Source organism: Pseudoalteromonas sp. '520P1 No. 423', from assembly GCF_001269985.1.
Lineage (GTDB): Bacteria > Pseudomonadota > Gammaproteobacteria > Enterobacterales > Alteromonadaceae > Pseudoalteromonas.
In genome coordinates this window covers 732,132-751,053 of sequence record NZ_BBZB01000002.1, presented here as the reverse complement: position 1 = coordinate 751,053, position 18,922 = coordinate 732,132, and the positions used below count along the sequence as shown (strand labels likewise).

Genomic DNA, 18,922 nt, shown 5'->3' with positions numbered 1-18,922 from the left:
AAATTAATTAATGCTATTATTTCCATTTAAAGTAATTGTAAATGATAATGGTTAGCATTAGTATTACCTAGATTTTTATAACACGCATCACTAGGGATTATTCATAACATGTTCAAAACTTCATTTAGCTTAATTGCTTTACTTGTCGCTACAAATTTATCAGCCAATACTCAAACACCAAAACAGACCGAAGATCTAGAGCGAATTATAGTTACAGGCAGTCGTATTATTGAAAATATAGACGAAGTTCCAGCTTCTATCACAGTTATTACACGCCAACAAATTGAAGCGCATCTAAAAGTATCATCTGAACTACAAAATTTATTATCTATATTAGTGCCAGGTATGGCTCCGAGTACTGGTACATCTAGTAATTCTAGCCAAACGTTACGTGGGCGCTCACCTTTGGTCATGATTGATGGTGTACCTCAGTCAACACCACTGAGAAATGGCGCATTAGGTATCAGAACATTAGATCCAAGTGCGATAGAACGTATTGAAGTAATAAAAGGTGCAACATCTGTTTATGGTAATGGCGCGGCAGGCGGTATCATTAATTACATTACTAAAAAAGCAAGCTCAGATAAAGTACTGTCAGGAGAAGCCAGTTTCTCTACGCGATTTAACGCTGTAAAACTTGAAGATAGTGTCGGTACAAGATTTAGCTCAGCTATCAATGGTCAGTTAGATAAATTTAACTATGTTGTCAGTGCTAGTTATGAAGAAAATGGCGTACAACGAGATGCCGAAGGTGACATCATAGGGTTAAAATATGGTTTATCTGATAGCACAATACAAAACTATTTTACGAAACTAGGATACCAAGTTGATGATACTAAAGACCTTTCTATTACTTATAACTATTATAAATCACAGCAAGAAACAGATTTAATTGACGTTGTTGGCAATATAAATACGGGTATAAAAACTTACGCAATTAAAGCACCTGCAGGTACTGATTTACCTGGTGAGCCACAAGGTCCACGTGGAAATCATAATGTGATGTTTAAATATACCGATACTGAGCTATTAGATAATACGCAACTGACAGTTGATGCTTACACACAAAAAATTGAAAATGTATTTTTCTACTCTCCTGTTTTAGCTAACCCTAGTGAAGGTTTCGATGGTGGACAATCTCTTATAAAGTCAGAAAAGACTGGTTTACGTATTACGCTAAATAGCCAAATAGATTGGGGGAATGTTGAAGCGACTTTTATTTATGGTATTGATGCCCTCAACGATGTGACTTCGCAACCTATGGTTGATGGTCGAGTTTGGGTACCTGAAATGGATATGAATAATTTAGCTGGTTTTTTACAGTCTAAATGGGCTATCAATGATGATTTCATTATTAAAGCAGGGATCAGACAAGAAAATATCGATTTACAAGTCAATGATTTTGAAACTCTTAAGTTATGTCGTACTGCTGATCAATGCTCAGTGCCAGTAAGTGTAAAAGGTGATACTTTAGAATATGATGCCACTACTTATAATTTAGCATTTAAGTATAACTACTCTGATAGCTTCAGCCCGTTCATTAGTTATTCGCAAGGTGCTGATATATCTGATATTGGTCGTTTATTACGTACTGCAACTGTAACTGATATTTCTGACATTCGTACAGAAGCATCAATTATAGATAACTATGAACTAGGTTTTACCTCTGAATTTGATGATGTACGTTTTGAATTTTCAGCTTACCGTAGTACATCAGAGCTAGGGACTACAAATAAATTTGATCCTACTACGGGTGTATATTTACCTGTTCGTGCACCTCAGGAAATCTGGGGATATGAAGCTTTAGTTGTTTATAAAATAAATGAAGCACTTAACTTTAATGCTACTTATAGTTGGGTTGAAGGTAAAAATACCCAAGATGACGTTTATTTAGGCGCAAAGCAGATCAGTGCACCTAAAGCAACCATGAACCTACAGTGGCAACCTATTCAAAATACCGACTTGTCTTTAACATATCTACATGTTGGCGATAGAAAACGTTTTAACCCAAATGAAGATGGCAATTATGTCGGTGATCAAGGTCCTATAGATAGTTATAACGTATTTAATTTAAGTGCTAATTATAATATTGAACAATGGTCTTTATTTGCTGGCGTAGAAAACTTATTTAATCAAGATTATTACTCTGCTCGTTCACAAGGATATAGCTATAAAGGTTATAACACTAAGAGTTTAGGAACCACAGTAACCGCTGGAATCAAATACAGCTTTTAATATTTTAAAAATCCCGCCCAAGCAGCTCTATTGAGCTGCTTTTTGTATTTTTGGAGTAGTATAAAAATGAAGATTTGGTTACGCCGATGTCATCTTCTATTAGCCCTTTTAAGTGGAGGGTTTTTAATAAATTTAAGCCTATCTGGTGCATTATTAGTTTTTGCTAAAGAGATTCAGTATGTTATTAATCCTCATCTTTGGACCGTAACACCTACACATAGAGTAAAACCACTCAGTGAATTAATCAGTACAATTGAAATAAATACTGGCTCAAAAGTTACAATGCTGACTACGCCACCTGAGCCAAATTTAGCATGGCAAGCAAGACTTACAGATAAAAGCTTTATTAGCTTAAATCAATATACAGGCGATATTTTATTACACTATTATTTCGATGATACATTTTACGGCTTTGTAATGTATTGGCATAGATGGCTAATTTATGAAGATGACAATAATAAACGCCCGCTTAAGTTATATATTTCCATTGCAAGCTTAATCCTCATAATTGAAATGCTTTTTGGCTTATATATGTGGTTCAAACCAAAAAAGCGACTCAAACGTTTAAAAATTAAAACAGCAGCGAAACCTAAAGTATTAATGTATCAACTTCACACTGTGATAGGTGTCTTTTCAATATTACCTTTAATATTAATTGCTTTTTCAGGCATGACCTTTCATTGGAAAAGCCAAACAAAACAAATAGTGAACTGGTTCAGCCCTGGAGAAGTTGAGTCTCGACCTGAAGCACCTAAGTCTATAGTTAAACAACACACCAATTTAGATTTTGCCTACCAGCAAGGACAAACAGTATTAAGTTCAGGTGATATTTATCGTATATATTTTCCTACAGAAAAAGACGAACCATTGGGGTTAAGAATAAAAATGCGAAAAGAAACTTATGCTTATAGCTGGGTTTGGGTAGACATATATACAGGTGAAATCTTAAAAACTTATGATGCACAAACTGCTTCTATAGCAACACAAGTTTGGAATTTTAGATATAAATTTCATATCGGTGACTTTATTGGTTTGCCTGTTCGGATTTTATGGTTATTTATTTCACTATTACCGTTATTTTTTGTAATAACAGGTGCATATATTTGGTATTACAGAAAGGACATCAAGAATAGGCATTAATTTTACGGACAAATGTCCTTTGTAATAAGCTAAATATAAACTTAAATGTATACTTATAATAATTACGAAATTTTTATTAAACGGATAGATTTGAGGTTTAGTTATGGCAAAAGCGTTAATTTTAATGGCTGATAGTGTTGGCATAGGTGCAGCACCCGATGCAGCTGATTTTGGCGATGTGGGTGCAAACACCCTTGCTCACCTTTTATCTGAGTATCACACACAAACTGGCGACAAACTTTCTTTACCTAACTTGTCTCGTATGGGTTTAATTGACGCATGTGAAGCCGCTGGCAAAGAACCATGTATGATTAGTGATCGCCAAGAGCCTATTGCCGCGTGGGGATATGCAAAAGAGCTTTCAACAGGTAAAGATACGCCTTCGGGACATTGGGAAATGGCAGGTGTGCCAGTATTATTTGATTGGGGTTATTTTCCAAAAGAAGTCCCTACTTTCCCACAAGAATTAATCGATGAAATAGTTAAACGTGCAGGTATCCCTGGCATATTAGGAAACTGTCATGCATCTGGAACAACAATTCTTGAACAATTAGGTGAAGAACATATAAAAACAGGCAAACCTATTTGTTATACCTCTGCAGATAGTATTTTTCAAATAGCTGCCCATGAAGAACATTTTGGCTTAGATAAACTACTTGAATTATGTGAGATCACCCGAGAATTGGTTAATGAATACAATATTGGCCGTGTTATTGCCCGCCCATTTTTAGGTGATAAAAGTGATAACTTTGCGCGTACCGGTAACAGACGCGATTATTCTGTATTACCACCTACTCCAACCGTCTTAGATAAATTAACTGACGCAGGAACTCATGTTGTAAGCATAGGTAAAATAGCAGATATTTATGCTCATCAAGGTATTAGTGAAAAACACAAAGCGCCAGGGTTAATGAATTTACTAGAAAAAACCAAACAAGTATTTAAAGAGACTAAAGATAACAGTCTTGTATTTACTAACTTAGTAGATTTTGATGAAAAATTTGGCCACAGACGTGATGCTATTGGTTATGCAAAAGCGCTTAAGCAATTTGATCAGTATTTACCGCAAATTTTAGATGAATTAGAGCAAGGTGATTTGCTAATAATTACCGCAGACCATGGTTGTGATCCAACCTGGCCTGGTACAGAACATACCCGTGAGTATGTACCTGTTATTGCATATACCAAAGACATGAAACCTGTTGCTTTAGGACAAAGAGAAACTTTTGCAGATATGGGTCAAACCATAGCGCAATGGTTTGATATTTCAAAATTAAATTATGGCGAAGGTTTTGCTGAACAATTAAAAGCAAAATAATCGAAAAATAAAGATAAAGGATAACATTATGAGCACTCCACATATCGGTGCCAACGTAAACGATTTTGCACAAACAGTACTAATGCCAGGCGATCCACTTCGTGCACAATATATTGCTGAAAACTTTTTAGATGATGCACGCCAAGTCACGGGTGTCCGTAATATGTTTGGTTTTACTGGTACTTATAAAGGTAAGCCTGTCAGCATTATGGCTTCAGGTATGGGCATACCATCTATGTCTATTTATGCTCGTGAATTGATTGTAAGTTATGATGTAAAAAACCTGATTAGAATTGGTACCTGTGGTGGTATCAGCAAAGATATCAAAATTAGAGATGTTATTTTTGCTCAAGGCGCAAGTACAGATTCAAATGTAAATCGTACTCGTGTACGAGGTTATGATTTTGCAGCTATTGCAGATTTTGATTTATTAGAGAAAGGTGTACAAGCAGCGCGTACTTTAGATATCGAAGCTAAAGTAGGTAATGTATTTACAACGGATACTTTTTACCAAGCTGATCCAACTTTTTATGAAGAGTTAGATAAATTAGGCATTATGGCTGTTGATATGGAGACGGCTGGTTTATACGGTGTTGCTGCAGAATACGGTGCAAATGCAATGGCATTATTCACTGTGAGCGATCATGTAATTACTGGTGAAGCATTACCTGCTGAAGACCGTCAAAATACATTTAATGAAATGGTTAAAATCGCTTTAGAATCTCTTTAAAAGTAAAGTAGTAAAAACAAAAAAGGACTGAATTACAGTCCTTTTTTATGTCTATAAAATTATTTTTATTCGCCTACGTTAAACCATTTATGCCCTTTTTGAGCGAGTAGTTCATCTGCAGCCTCAGGTCCCCAAGTACCCGCTCTGTATAAAGCAGGAGTACCTTCTTTTTCCCATTTTTCAATAATAGGATCAATCCAACCCCATGCTTGTTTTACTTCATTTCTATGGATAAATAACGCGGGGTTATTTGCAGCTGCATCTAGCATTAATCGTTTATATGCATCTGAGTGGAAGCCATTAGCATAATCTTTAGACAAATCTAAATTTAAAGTAACAGGCTCTAATTGCATATCTAAACTGTCTAATCGTTTTGACATAAGCGTTAACTGAATGCTTTCTTCAGGTTGTAAGCGTATTACCAAACGATTTGGAGCAATATCACCCACATTGTTTTGATATACGTTATGAGAAACAGGTTTATATTCTACAATGATTTCTGCACAGCGTTTTTTCATTCTCTTACCTGTACGTAAGTAAAATGGTACACCTGACCAACGCCAGTTATCAATGTTTGCTCTAATAGCAACAAAAGTTTCAGTATGTGAAGCAGCATTTAGCTCTTCTAAATATCCCGGTACCACTTTGCCATCAAGCTCTCCAGGTACATATTGACCACGGATCACATTTTCATCTACTGCTTCATCAACTAATGGACGAAGTGACTCTAAAACTTTTAGCTTTTCTGTACGAATACTATTTGCAGATAATTTATTTGGTGATTCCATCGCAACTAAACATAATAGCTGTAATAAATGGTTTTGAACCATATCACGTAATGCACCTGCTTTGTCATAAAAACCAGCGCGGGTTTCAAGACCAACAGTTTCAGAAATGCTAATTTGAATATTATCTATTGTTTTAGCATCCCAAAGATTTTCAAAAATAACATTTGAGAAACGCAGTGCCATTAAGTTTTGTACTGTTTCTTTACCTAAATAATGATCGATTCGAAAAATTTGATCTTCTTCAAAATACTCTGCTACTTTAGCATTGATCACTTCTGCTGATTCACCACAATAACCAATCGGTTTTTCAACAACCACACGAGACGTCGGAGTAATTAAATTCATCTTTGATAGCACTTCAGAGCAACTACCGTAAACAGCTGGTGGTAGAGATAAATAAAATACGCGAGATTTATCTGCAGAATCAGTTTCTAACATGGCTTTTAGTGCTTTCCAGCCATCATCAACTTCAGTCACATTTAGTGCTAAAGGTTTAATAAAAGTACTAAACTTCTGCCAATCTTTTTTATTGTATTCACCTTGAGATAAATGATCTTGTAGGGCTTGATTAACTTTCTCTATAAATTCTTGTTCATCTGCTAATTCACGTACCGTAGGTACAATTGAAGAGCCCTCAGGTAAATTACCTTCTTGATATGCACGATACATTGCAGGTAATAGCTTACGAAGTGATAAGTCTCCCCCGCCACCAAAAATTACAATATCAAATGGATTAAGCATGATTATTCTCTTATTAACAAAGCTAAGTAATGCACTATTGTGCAGATAGGTTAACAATAAACACAATTGACACCGGTGTCAATCTGTATGTAACGAAACTGCTTGAAGATTTATTGCCGCAGCAAGACAAAACTATCCTGATATTAACAATTATAAAATATATCGTCTTTATGATCATTTTATATATTGTGATTTTGACATTTATATATTTAATTCTACGCTTTTGGTGTTAATATGATTTTTTTAGATTTAAACATGCTTGGTATGGATGGTGTTCAGTTATTAAAAATATCGCAGCTTGTAAGTTTCAGGGTTATGTCGTTATTGTTAGTGGTGCTTCAACCAAAATAATTCAAAGTGTGGAAGATCTAGCCAATAAATATAATTTAAATTTTGTTGGTAGCATACATAAACCTATCGACCTAAAAGATTTTGAGCATATTTTTACTTTAGTAGGTAAAAACAAGCTCCCTGAATTAAAAAGTGAAACCCAACAATTATAGATTTATGAAATTATACGCGCACTTGAAAATGATGATATTGAAGTTTTCTATCAGCCCCAAGTGAAATTAAGAAATCGTAAATTGGTATGTGTAGAAGCACTTTGTAGATTACAACACCCTAGCCTTGGCCTCATATCCCCTGATAAATTTATTGATAAATCTGAAGAAACAGATTTAATATTTCACCTCACATTGAATGTGATTGATAAAGCCTCCACTGATTGGGTGGCTTGGTATAATCAAGGAATAGATATCACTTTATCTATTTATATCAGTCCTTATGTACTCAAATTTTCAGAGTTCACCGATCTCTTTTTAACAAAAGTAGCAGAACTTAACATCACTAAGAATAAGATATTTTTAGAGGTAACTGAAAGCATCATAGTAGATAATTACGAGGTCGAGCTTGAGGCACTCAGCCGGTTAGCTATCAAAGGTGTAACCCATGGAAACACCAAGTAGATTAAAACTTCACTTTACCTCGTAAAGTTTTAGTATTGCCCTTTTTCGTTTTACTATCCATACGTTTACGTTGTGAGTTACGGCTTGGTTTTGTTGCTCGTCTTGATTTTTGCACTACCATTGCCGATAAAACGATCTCTTTTAAGCGTTTTAGTGCATCATCTTTATTCATCTCCTGGGTTCTAAACGATTGCGCTTTGATAATAATTACGCCGTCAGAGGTAATACGACTGTCTGTGAGTTTTAGCAGCCTTTCTTTATATACTGAAGGTAAAGTTGATCTTTTTATATCAAACCTTAAATGGATAGCGGTTGCCACTTTATTAACTCTTTGACCACCATTGCCTTGAGCTCGAATAGCACTTAACTCAATTTCCCACTCTGATAATATGACTGTATTTGAAATTTCTAACATTGTAATTCCGTGAAACTGTTTAAGTTGTGTGATTTAGTGACTTTGATAATTTTCACATTTAGATTCATAAATATTACTCACGTTACTCATGCCTGTAAGATTTATAATACTTGTTTTATTATTAAGCTTTATCTGCATTTCACCACCCTATGCCTTTATCAGCAATTGCATATAGTGTTTTAAATGCTTCTATAGTTGAATTTATTGTTGCTGATTGATCTATTTTATTATCAAGTATTAATTCAGAATTACCGGTATCAGTAATTGTACCAAAAACCTTAATTTTGAAAGCTCTGCCACCATAATTAACCTCAGCACTCATAGTTTTGCCATTTAATTGCTGCTTAATCGAGCCTTTCGAAATTGTTAAAGTAATATTCTGATGGTCTTTTGCGCAATTAACTTCAAATGTAGGTAATTTAGTATCATTTTGAAGAAGCACGCGTATGATTGAATTATCATTAGATATAACAGAGGCACCAGAGCGTTCTTTTACAACATTTTGAGAGTGATAAACGGTGCTACCTGAAAACTTTTCTACTTCTACTGCATTAACTGTGTGGAGGGGGAAAAAACAACATGTTAAAAATATAAATAAACGACGCAAAAGTCACCTTGAACAGAAAATTATTAAACTTTCATTAAATTTCAATCATAAAATACATATTTTAACTTATCCATAATCAATAGGCTATCTTCAAAGCGTGTATTATCTAAGTTGGAAATTATTTATTTATTATTGAGCTCTCACAAAATTCGATCTACACTGGCTTTTCATAACAAATAAAAAGTAAAAGGTTTATGGCTAAAGGAAATAAAATAACTGACATTTTTATCAATTATTCAGCCAATATTCGTTACTACATTAGCCGAATAGTCCGCCCTGAAGATATCGAAGATATTGTTCAAGAAACTTTCATAAAGAGCTACGAAGCAGATTTAAAACAAGAAATACAATATGCCCGTAGCTACATGTTAAAGACTGCAAAAAACCTCGCGCTTAATCACGTTCAAAAATGGGATAATAAATATAAAGATTCACTAGAGGATTCTTGCGAGCCACCTGTCCAATTAATAACACAGAATTTTGAAAACGAATTTGAAAGCAAAGAACGTTTTTTATTATTTTGTAAAGCGACAGATCAATTACAAGGAAGTGTTAAAAAAGCTTTTATTCTTAAAAAAGTATATGGCTTAAGCCAACGTGAAATAGCTGATTATTTAAATTTAAGTGAAAGTACTATTGAAAAACACGTAGCAAAAGGGCTTCTTACTTGTTCTGAATATATGGCAAGGAAAGAAAAGCAAGCGAATGATAAAATGGCTAGTTATTCAACATTATCTAAAGGTAAAAAGAGTACATAAATGGCAAAAGTCACCAAATTCAACAGTAAGCAAACAATTCAAGAGCATGCCAGCCTTTGGATCAGTCGCATGGATCGAGGTTTAACAGCTGATGAACAAAAAACACTGTCAATTTGGTTAAAAGAATCAGACGCGCATAGAAATGCTTTGTTTAATTTAGCTAAACTTTGGGATGATTTGTCGGTTTTAAATGAACTAAGTGATTTATTTCCTTTAGAAACTAAAAGTAAACAAAAACGTTTTGCGCCAATTGCTATAGCAGCAAGTTTTGCAGTCATCATGCTAACTAGTGCTTCTTTAATCTTTACTGATATTTCATTGCCATTTATAACTTCAAGTCAACATATTGCAAAAATTAAAGATTACCAAACAAAAATTGGTGAGCAAGTCAGTTTTTCATTAACTGATGGTACAAGTATTAGATTAAATACTAATAGCCAAATCCAAGTCGCTTTTACAGAAAATCATAGGCAAATTTCTTTATTAAAAGGTGAAGCTCGGTTTGATGTTGCCAAAGATAAAGATAGACCATTTACGGTCAGTGTTGAAGATCAATCTTTCACAGCGCTAGGCACTATTTTTAATGTCCAGAAGAATGATACCAATAACTTAGAGTTAGTTGTTACTGAAGGAAAAGTTTTGATCAGTGATACGAATACTATCGACCAAAGGTTAGATAATATTATATCTAACCTTAAAAGCTTAGAGCATAATAAACTAGCGGGTTTGGTTGTTAATTCGGGTGAAAAATCACTCGTTACTCACAATACTCAAATAAGTAAAATTTCGTTGGATCAAATTCAAAAAGAGCTTTCGTGGCAGCAAGGCATGCTTATTTTTGACGCTACACCTTTAAATACAGCTTTAAACGAAGTATCTCGATATAATGATATTCAGTTTGAATTTACTGATAATAATTTATCAGATTTAAAAATTTCTGGTTATTTTAAATCTGGAGACATCGAAACTCTACTCCAATCACTTTCTGATAATTTAAATATTCAGTTTATAAAATTACCAAACAAAACAATACAATTGAGTACAATCGGGGTTTAGAATACCCCATTGTAAAGCCAGCGTTACTCTCATTTTAAAAATGATGAAGTGTTTTTGTAACTTTACAGGTTATTTACTTTTGTACCTCTAGCATTTTATGCCATTTTCATAGATTATTAATTACAAATAATAATTAAACTCTTGAGGCTTTTTTGCTATTTAGTATTTTAAACGCTATTGTATGCAAATCTCATATCTATACCTTTTTTATGCAACTTAAAATTAAATTTTTTTTAATTTTAATTTTTGCTGCTCCCGCATGTTTTGCACAAACCATGCTAAAGTTTGACATAAAAAAGCAACGTGCCGATAAAGCTTTAATTTCCTTTGCCAAACAATCAAACCAAACCATTCTTTTTTCTTTTGAATTAACTAAACAATATCATGCTAATGACATTCATGGCTTTTACTCTTTTGCAGCAGGTCTAAACCAACTTTTATTACACTCAGGCTTACGTGCACAAATCACAGATACAGGCAAGGTGACCATTAGTGCTGATGATAAAATAGCGCAAATGAATGATATTCTGAAAACAATTCCAGTTGCTGCAAGTAAAATAATAGAAGAAGTCGAACCAACTGAGAAAATATCAATTATTGGTAGCCGAGTCGCCGGGCGTTCAGCCGATGACTTACCTGTTCCGGTAGATATTTTAACAAATGATATTTTGAACCATACTGGTCAAACTGAACTTGGTAAAATATTGCAAACTATTGCCCCCTCTTTTAACTTTTCCAACTCTGCCATTAGTGATGGTACCGACGCACTTCGCCCCGTAACACTCAGAGGTTTAGGACCAGATCAAACTTTAGTACTGATAAATGGCAAAAGACGCCACCAAGCAAGCTTAATACATATTAATCCTACTGTTGGTCGCGGCACTGCAGGTACAGATATCAATGCGATACCTGTATCAGCAATAAAAAGAATTGAGGTTTTAAGGGATGGGGCTGCCGCACAATATGGCTCTGATGCTATCGCAGGTGTAATTAATATTGTTCTAAATGATATTTCACAAGGTGGCATATCTGGTTTAACTTTAGGAAAGTATACCTTAGGTGATGGCGATAATATCAATCTTACTTTATCTAGAGGCTTTAATTTAAATGATTCTGGTTTTTTAACTGCTACTTTAGATATAAAAAATGCGAAACCAACTAACCGCGCTGGTTTACATGGTTCGTGTCAATTTGAAGGTTGCTCTTCCATTAATGCTAATATTAAACTTTCAAACAATTTTCGAGAGCATAATGCTCCCAGAAAAACCTTTCGGATTGGTGATACTGACACAAAACAAATAGGGCTTACGATAAACTCTGCTTATGAAGTCGATCAAGGAGAGTTTTATGGTTTTGTTACTTATTCTCATCGGGATAATGAATCAGCTGCTTTTTTTAGGCACAACGCGAATCAAAGTTCTAACCCCAAATTACAGGATAATGATGCTGTTATTCCTTCTGGATTTTTACCTAAAATCAATTCAGCAATTAAAGATGTTTCATATAATTTCGGTTATCAAAATACCTTTAGTAATAATTCGTTTATTGACCTATCTTATACCTATGGTGAAAACACCATAGATTATACAACGCGCGATTCAATCAATGCTTCATATGCTAACGCACTGCAATATACCTCAAACTTAACAGCACAAAAAATAAGACAAAGCCTACCAAACGAAGCATATGCGTATGGGTTATCACTGAGTTTGAGAACAATCAATTTCGATTTTATCCATGAATTTGATTTTCTTTCTTTGGCAATGGGAGCTGAATTTAGAACCGATGAGTTTAAAGTACTTCCCGGCGATGAATATGCTTATAAAGACTTTGATACAGATAATTTAGGAAATAGCCTATTTAAAACTGACGCTTTAGCTGGCACTCAAGGTTTTATTGGCACAGCACCAGGGCAAGCCGTTAATGAAATAAGAGATGTTGTTTCTTTTTATACAGATATAGAAACACAAATAACGCCAAAATTGCTTTTGAGCAGTGCGCTAAGATTCGATGATTACAAAGAGTTTGGTCAAAGTACCAACTTTAAACTGGCTGCTAATTGGAGTGTTTCTGATAAAGTTTCAATACGCGGTGCTGCCAGTTCAGGGTTTAGAGCCCCCTCAATGCAACAGCTTTATACTGATAATATCAGCACACAATTTTTTAGTAATTCTGATGGCGGTGACCAATCAGCTCAACAAATTGGTATATTTAGAAATGACAGCTTTTTAGCTAAAGCGTTATTAATTCCACAATTAAAAGAAGAAGAAGCGACTAATTTTAGTTTAGGTTCGGTGCTTAAAGTTAATAATTTAATTGATTTCACAATCGATTTTTATTCTATTTATATCGACGATCGCATTGTATTAAGTAATTCATTAGGCCAAGGTTTATCATCAACATTAGATACAACTTTAAAAACCTCAGGTGTAAGTGCTGCACAATTTTTTTTAAATGGTGCAGATACACATACACATGGTGTAGATATTATTGCAACTTATAATGCTCCACTTCTCTATGGTAATTTAGATTTAACTTTTGCTGCAAATTTCACAGATACGCAAGTTGATAATGTATTTACACCACAAAATAGTGCGCTAGGTAATATCGAACCTAAAGATATTTTTTCGCAGCAGTCTATTTCTATTATCACTCAGTGGCAGCCAAAAGATAGAGTTAGCCTCAATACATTATACCAAGTAGATGATTTTACATTCAATTTAGCATTTAACCGTTACGGGGAATACACTGTAATAGATGGCGGCACGCAAACCTACGGAGAAAAAATACTGACTGATTTACAAGTCAATTACCAAGTTAATGCAAATTTGTCATTTAGCATTGGCGGAAATAATATTTTTGATATTTACCCAGATAAAAATAAAATAGGTAACTCTCATGCGGGTACGATAATTGACAGTGAAGGTAATATTGTAGTCAGTAGTGAAGGCGTTTTTACCTACTCTCGACGTTCAGCCCCTTTTGGATTTAATGGTGCTTATTATTATTTAGGTGTGAAATATCAGTTTTAGTTAAACCTCTACTGAGTCTGGTTAAATTGTTGTAATGTTTTATACGCCCTAGCCCATGGGTATAAGGTTAGATTTAATAACTCAGGCTGGATATCTAAATTAGAATATATTTTCTTGATTAATGTTACTGAAATGCCTTTAATTTCTCCTGATTCTATATAGTTATAAGGTGGGTAATCTTCTGTCATCCAGTTTATACTTGACGCGATATGATTTATCGACGCTTTTACCGGCAGCGTATTGACCTGTGCCAAACTTGTTTCAATAAATGAGAAGTAAAATAACAAGAACAAAAGATTACGCATATATTAAAAATATCACTTACTAAACCTTAATTTAAAGTTTAGTAAGTAGTTATCGTTAGTCCACTAAATTCATTAAACAATTTCAGCGGATTTAAAGCACTAATCTTTTTCTTGTGTCTTATCTTCTAGTTCAGTGATAACTTTTTGCACTATTTTTACTCGCCCTGATTTAACTAAGGCATCCCGTAATATATATTCTATTTGTGCATTGGCACTTCTTAACTCATCATCAGCCCATCTTTGCACTGCGGCTAAAACATCTGGGCTAATTCGTAGCGGATAGCTTTTTTTACTGGCCACAATTTAAACCTTTATTTATAAACATTAATAAAGAGAGCCTGCATTAACAACAGGTTGCGTATTTCTTTCACTACATAATACAACTAGTAAATTACTCACCATAGCGGCTTTACGTTCTTCATCGAGTTCAACAATTTCTCGTTGTGATAATTGTGTCAGTGCCATATCTACCATACCAACCGCACCATCAACAATTTTTTGTCTCGCAGCAATGATCGCAGATGCTTGCTGGCGTTGTAACATGGCGCTTGCGATTTCTGGCGCATACGCTAAATGACTTATTCGTGCTTCATGAATTTTCACACCCGCCTTATTTAATCTATCTTGTATTTCAACTTTGAGTGCTTCAGATACAATTTCAGGATCACTTCTTAATGCTGTTTCTTTGCTATCTTGCTGATCATATGGATATCGGCTAGACATATTTCTCAGTGCAGCTTCACTTTGAATGTTCACAAACATGGCGTAATCATCAACTTCAAATGTGGCATCGTATGTATCTTTTACTGACCAAACAACCACTGTGGCTATTTCTATTGGGTTACCATGAGCATCATTAACTTTAATTCGGCTACTTTCAAAGTTTCTTAATCTTAATGATATATTTTTTCGGATAAAAAAAGGAATTGTCCATCTTAACCCTGGCGCTTTAACAGTACCAACATAACTGCCGAATAACATTAATACGCGCCCTTGGTTTGGCTGAACCATAAATAAACCTAATAAACAGGCTGCATCAATACCTAGTAATAATAGCCAGGCAGGGTTGTTAACTGCGCTTGCCAAGGCAAAAATAGAAATTATAACAATACTTAAAACCGCAATATAACCATTGAGTGAGAATCCATCTTTTTCTTTCATTTTATACATCCTTAAAACTAAAGTGATATCATTTTGATATCACTTTAGTGATATTTACCACAAATGGCAAGAGCTAAATGTAAGTAATTATTACGTCTTTAAATATGTCTTAAATTGATTTTGTATCAGTATTGGCATGTTTTTTCTGATGGTAGTCAGTTCTGTTTGTTTAAATTCCGTTGTAATAATCCCCTCACCTTGCTCTAAACAATAAAGTATCTCACCCCAAGGGCTTATTATCATACTGTGCCCCCAAGTTTCGCGGCCATTTTTATGTATGCCTTCTTGTGCAGGTGCAACTATATAAACTTGGTTTTCGATGGCACGAGCTTGTAATAATGCCTGCCAATGTGCCTTCCCTGTCACACAAGTAAAAGCACTTGGTACAGTTATAATATCAGCGCCTTGTAAGCGTAACTCTTGAAATAAAGAAGGAAACCTTATATCAAAACACACTGTTAAACCTATATTTGTTTCAGGCGTTTGTACCACAGTGATAGAGTCTCCCGCTTGTGTATAGCGAGACTCTAAATAGCTGTTTTTGTTATCATCTACAGTAACATCAAATAGATGGATCTTATTATATTGTCCTAATATTTCACCTTTTGGTGAAAATACACAACTTGAATTGAAAAACTTATTACCGCAAGGTGCTAATACAGGAATTGTGCCCGCAACCAAGGTGATTTGATACTGTTTTGCTAGCCTAGCAAGACTTTTCGTTAAATATTCCTTACTATCATTTTGCTGTGCCAAATTCAGCTGTTGTGTTTCTTTGCCTCCAAAAAATAAACAGCATTCAGGTAAAGCAACAATATGCTTACATTTCTTGTCTCTTTCTATCAAGACACTTAATTGATTTTCAATTGATATTAGATTTTCTGCTACATTAGGTGCTGAACATAATTGTATCGCTGATAATTTCAGCATAATTTTCCTGTCTATTTAAAATACAGATACCTGAGTTTAAGTTATTGTAGTAAAACGTAAAAGGTTAAATTTTTTTAATAGATAAATCTCATTTTTATATATGAAACTCATGCTTAAAAGCTATACTTAAAGCTGTGTTTTTGATACGGAGGTGAGACATGTTTTAAAGACAGAAAAATGGAGATATGATAGATGTGAATGAATTAACCCATTTAACAAATCTGTTCCATAAAAAGTAACAGGTCGCTATCAATAGTGAGCAGAATTACAAGATCCTGAAGAATTTAATAAAATGGATTCAGTCTTTTTATCCCCAGAGGAGCTCCCCAATGTTGGACAGATCCGAACTACCGTAAATCAAAAATTATAACTCCTTACTTTATTTAAGAATTGTTATCAAAAAATTAACATTTCTCACCCTTGTGTATTCCTTTTAAACCTTAAATACAATTGATAATTATTTCTATTTACAAACATATTTCGAGCCGTTACTCTATCGCTGAATTTTACATAGAACAACAAAAAGTTAGCCAACTTTAACTTTTCAATAATGGGATGAAACAATTGAAAACATATAACCTAAGTTTAATTACAGCTTCAATTTTATTTGCTACATCAAGTATGGCAAACGATAAAGCTGATGAAAATATCGAAAAAATAGATGTACAAGGGACTTATATTGAAGGTTATGCTGCCAACGAAGTCGGCGGTGCTTCTCGATTGGATTTATCTATTATCGAAATACCACAATCAGTATCTGTGATCACTAGTGCACAAATGCAAGATTTCCAATTAAAAGATATTAACTCTGCACTTGATTCCGCTACTGGTGTGAATGTAGAACGCATAGAAACAGATCGTACTTATTATACTGCTCGTGGTTTTGATATTACTAACTTTCAAATCGATGGTGTTGGTTTACCACTTACATCAGGTAATAATCACGCAGATGAAGATACTGCGATTTATGAACGTATCGAAGTTATTCGTGGTGCAAATGGTTTAATGACAGGTGTGGGTAACCCATCTGCAACCATTAATTTTATCCGTAAACGCCCTACTTTAGATACCGAGTTAAGTGTTAATGCAACAGTAGGTTCTTGGAATAATCAACGCATAGAGTTAGATGCATCTACACCATTAACAGATAGTGTTAGTGCACGTTTTGTTGCTGTAAAACAAAAAAAAGACTCTTACTTAGATAGATACCAGCAAGATAAGAGCATAGCTTATGCTTTTATTGGTGCAGACTTATCTGACAATACATATTTATCTATCAGCCACAGTTTTATTGATAATGATGCAACGGGTAATAATTGGGGGGCTTTACCGCTTTATTACACTGACGGCAGTGCAACAAATTATGATGTTTCAACTAATACATCTGCGGATTGGTCTAACTGGCAAGTAACTAAAAACAATACTGTATTAGAGCTTAGTCATTACTTTAACGATGATTGGCGACTACGTGCTACTTATTCTCATAAAACTACAGATGAAGACACTGAATTATTTTATGTTTATGGCACGCCAGATAAAGCAACCGGTCTAGGCTTAACTGGTTACGGCAGCGAATATGACTTAGACGATAAACATGACTTATTTGATGCTTACATTAGTGGTGAATTTGAGTTGTTTGGTCGTGAACACCAGTTAGTAACAGGTATCAATTATGCTAAAACCAGCTACATAGATTCATCATTATATGACTACACTACAGGCAATGGATTTCCTGCAATGCCTGATCTAAATGATTGGGATGGTAATGCAACAAAACCGACATTCAATGACAGTAAAAGAGGCAGTGATGTTGCTGCAAAACAAAAAGCGGCTTACTTTACTGCGCGCTTTAATGTTATTGATGATTTACATGTGATCACGGGTGGTCGATATAATGACTGGCATGTTGAAGGCGAAGCCTATAGCAAAGTACAAGATGCATCAGATAAAGAGTTTATTCCATATTTAGGCGCCGTATATCAAATCACACCACAATTAATGGCATACAGCAGCTATACAGAAACATTCTTATCTCAAAAAGAACTCGATATAAATGATGATATCCTAAAACCAGTCACAGGCAAAAGTAAGGAAATTGGCTTTAAAAGTGAGTTTTTTGATAGTCAGTTAATTACTTCATTTGCCTATTTTGATGTAGAGCAAGTTAACTTAGCCAAACTAGATCCTTTAACAGCTGACAAACCAAAAGATCAACATAGATATATTACTTCAGATGGTATTAGCAGTGATGGTTTTGAATTAGAACTTGCTGGAGAGCTATATCCAGGACTGCAAGTAAGCATAGGTTTAACTGATTTTAATATCTCAGGCGATGATGTCGTTCGTGACTATACGCCAAGTCGTTTATTAAAAATGGCAGCCACTTACCAAGTTGAATCTATTACAGGTCTAAGTTTAGGTATGAATATGCGCTGGCAAGACGATATTTCTCGCGATCAAGGTGTTGTTGCTGAAGGTCATGCAAACGAAGGACAAGAAATCGTAACTTATCAAGATGCTTACAGTGTTATTAATTTAATGGCCAAATATGATATCAACGAAAAAGTATCAGTTTCTGTTAACGCAAATAATGTAACAGATGAAAAATACATAAATAGCTTGTACTGGGCGCAAGGATATTACGGCGCGCCAGTTAATTACACTGCAACGCTAAGTTGGCAGCTATAACATTCCACTGACTATGGAATTGCTCCCTCAGAGCTAACACCAAGTGATACAGT

The 18,922-nt window shown here is 34.6% G+C and carries 16 protein-coding genes; 9 read left to right on the top strand and 7 right to left on the bottom strand.

Annotation, left to right across the window (positions count from 1 at the left end):
* Nucleotides 1–108 precede the first annotated feature (108 nt).
* From PSA_RS22005 to deoD, 4 genes are all read left to right on the top strand, one after another.
* Nucleotides 109–2,235, top strand: coding sequence for a TonB-dependent receptor (locus PSA_RS22005; protein ID WP_042143187.1), 2,127 nt, complete (start codon nucleotides 109–111; stop codon nucleotides 2,233–2,235).
* Between the two features lie 66 nt (nucleotides 2,236–2,301).
* A complete protein-coding gene (locus PSA_RS22000; RefSeq protein WP_042143189.1) occupies nucleotides 2,302–3,375 on the top strand; it encodes a PepSY domain-containing protein in 1,074 nt (357 codons plus the stop codon).
* A gap of 103 nt (nucleotides 3,376–3,478) precedes the next feature.
* The gene (locus PSA_RS21995) at nucleotides 3,479–4,693 is read left to right on the top strand and encodes a phosphopentomutase (protein WP_042143190.1); all 1,215 of its coding nucleotides are present in this window, start codon (nucleotides 3,479–3,481) and stop codon (nucleotides 4,691–4,693) included.
* Nucleotides 4,694–4,721: 28 nt separating this feature from the next.
* Complete coding sequence (gene deoD, locus PSA_RS21990; RefSeq protein WP_042143192.1) at nucleotides 4,722–5,423, top strand: purine-nucleoside phosphorylase; 702 nt, start codon at nucleotides 4,722–4,724, stop codon at nucleotides 5,421–5,423.
* A gap of 65 nt (nucleotides 5,424–5,488) precedes the next feature.
* Here deoD and zwf read toward each other — a convergent pair whose 3' ends face one another.
* Nucleotides 5,489–6,952: a glucose-6-phosphate dehydrogenase gene (gene zwf, locus PSA_RS21985; protein ID WP_042143194.1), complete on the bottom strand. Its 1,464-nt coding sequence runs from the start codon at nucleotides 6,950–6,952 to the stop codon at nucleotides 5,489–5,491.
* A gap of 503 nt (nucleotides 6,953–7,455) precedes the next feature.
* Here zwf and PSA_RS21980 point away from each other — a divergent pair.
* Nucleotides 7,456–7,917: an EAL domain-containing protein gene (locus PSA_RS21980; protein ID WP_082305871.1), complete on the top strand. Its 462-nt coding sequence runs from the start codon at nucleotides 7,456–7,458 to the stop codon at nucleotides 7,915–7,917.
* A gap of 1 nt (nucleotide 7,918) precedes the next feature.
* Here the strand turns inward: PSA_RS21980 and arfB are convergent, their stop codons facing one another.
* Both arfB and PSA_RS21970 read right to left on the bottom strand, forming a co-directional pair.
* Nucleotides 7,919–8,332 carry an alternative ribosome rescue aminoacyl-tRNA hydrolase ArfB gene (arfB, locus tag PSA_RS21975; RefSeq protein WP_042143197.1) on the bottom strand — a complete coding sequence of 138 codons (414 nt, stop codon included), beginning with the start codon at nucleotides 8,330–8,332 and terminating at the stop codon, nucleotides 7,919–7,921.
* Between the two features lie 139 nt (nucleotides 8,333–8,471).
* Nucleotides 8,472–8,939 (bottom strand): hypothetical protein, encoded by a 468-nt coding sequence (locus PSA_RS21970; RefSeq protein ID WP_042143198.1) that lies wholly within the window; start codon nucleotides 8,937–8,939, stop codon nucleotides 8,472–8,474.
* A gap of 194 nt (nucleotides 8,940–9,133) precedes the next feature.
* Here PSA_RS21970 and PSA_RS21965 point away from each other — a divergent pair, with 194 nt between their 5' ends.
* The 3 genes from PSA_RS21965 to PSA_RS21955 all read left to right on the top strand — a co-directional run bounded on the left by PSA_RS21965 (nucleotide 9,134) and on the right by PSA_RS21955 (nucleotide 13,785).
* Nucleotides 9,134–9,697 carry an RNA polymerase sigma factor gene (locus PSA_RS21965; protein WP_042143200.1) on the top strand — a complete coding sequence of 188 codons (564 nt, stop codon included), beginning with the start codon at nucleotides 9,134–9,136 and terminating at the stop codon, nucleotides 9,695–9,697.
* Nucleotides 9,698–10,753, top strand: coding sequence for a FecR family protein (locus PSA_RS21960; protein WP_042143201.1), 1,056 nt, complete (start codon nucleotides 9,698–9,700; stop codon nucleotides 10,751–10,753).
* Between the two features lie 275 nt (nucleotides 10,754–11,028).
* Nucleotides 11,029–13,785, top strand: coding sequence for a TonB-dependent siderophore receptor (locus PSA_RS21955; RefSeq protein ID WP_231665485.1), 2,757 nt, complete (start codon nucleotides 11,029–11,031; stop codon nucleotides 13,783–13,785).
* Between the two features lie 8 nt (nucleotides 13,786–13,793).
* Here the strand turns inward: PSA_RS21955 and PSA_RS26645 are convergent, their stop codons facing one another.
* The 4 genes from PSA_RS26645 to PSA_RS21935 form a co-directional block, all read right to left on the bottom strand.
* Nucleotides 13,794–13,973, bottom strand: a complete 180-nt coding sequence (locus tag PSA_RS26645) for a transporter substrate-binding domain-containing protein (protein ID WP_042143206.1) — start codon at nucleotides 13,971–13,973, stop codon at nucleotides 13,794–13,796.
* 216 nt (nucleotides 13,974–14,189) lie between these two features.
* Nucleotides 14,190–14,390 (bottom strand): hypothetical protein, encoded by a 201-nt coding sequence (locus tag PSA_RS21945; RefSeq protein ID WP_042143207.1) that lies wholly within the window; start codon nucleotides 14,388–14,390, stop codon nucleotides 14,190–14,192.
* Nucleotides 14,391–14,414: 24 nt separating this feature from the next.
* Nucleotides 14,415–15,251 (bottom strand): SPFH domain-containing protein, encoded by an 837-nt coding sequence (locus tag PSA_RS21940; RefSeq protein WP_042143210.1) that lies wholly within the window; start codon nucleotides 15,249–15,251, stop codon nucleotides 14,415–14,417.
* Nucleotides 15,252–15,341: 90 nt separating this feature from the next.
* Nucleotides 15,342–16,181 carry a carbon-nitrogen hydrolase family protein gene (locus tag PSA_RS21935; RefSeq protein WP_337589989.1) on the bottom strand — a complete coding sequence of 280 codons (840 nt, stop codon included), beginning with the start codon at nucleotides 16,179–16,181 and terminating at the stop codon, nucleotides 15,342–15,344.
* A gap of 555 nt (nucleotides 16,182–16,736) precedes the next feature.
* On the opposite strand from PSA_RS21935, the gene PSA_RS21930 reads away from it, so the two are divergent.
* Nucleotides 16,737–18,869, top strand: coding sequence for a TonB-dependent siderophore receptor (locus tag PSA_RS21930; protein ID WP_042143212.1), 2,133 nt, complete (start codon nucleotides 16,737–16,739; stop codon nucleotides 18,867–18,869).
* The last annotated feature ends 53 nt before the right edge of the window (nucleotides 18,870–18,922 follow it).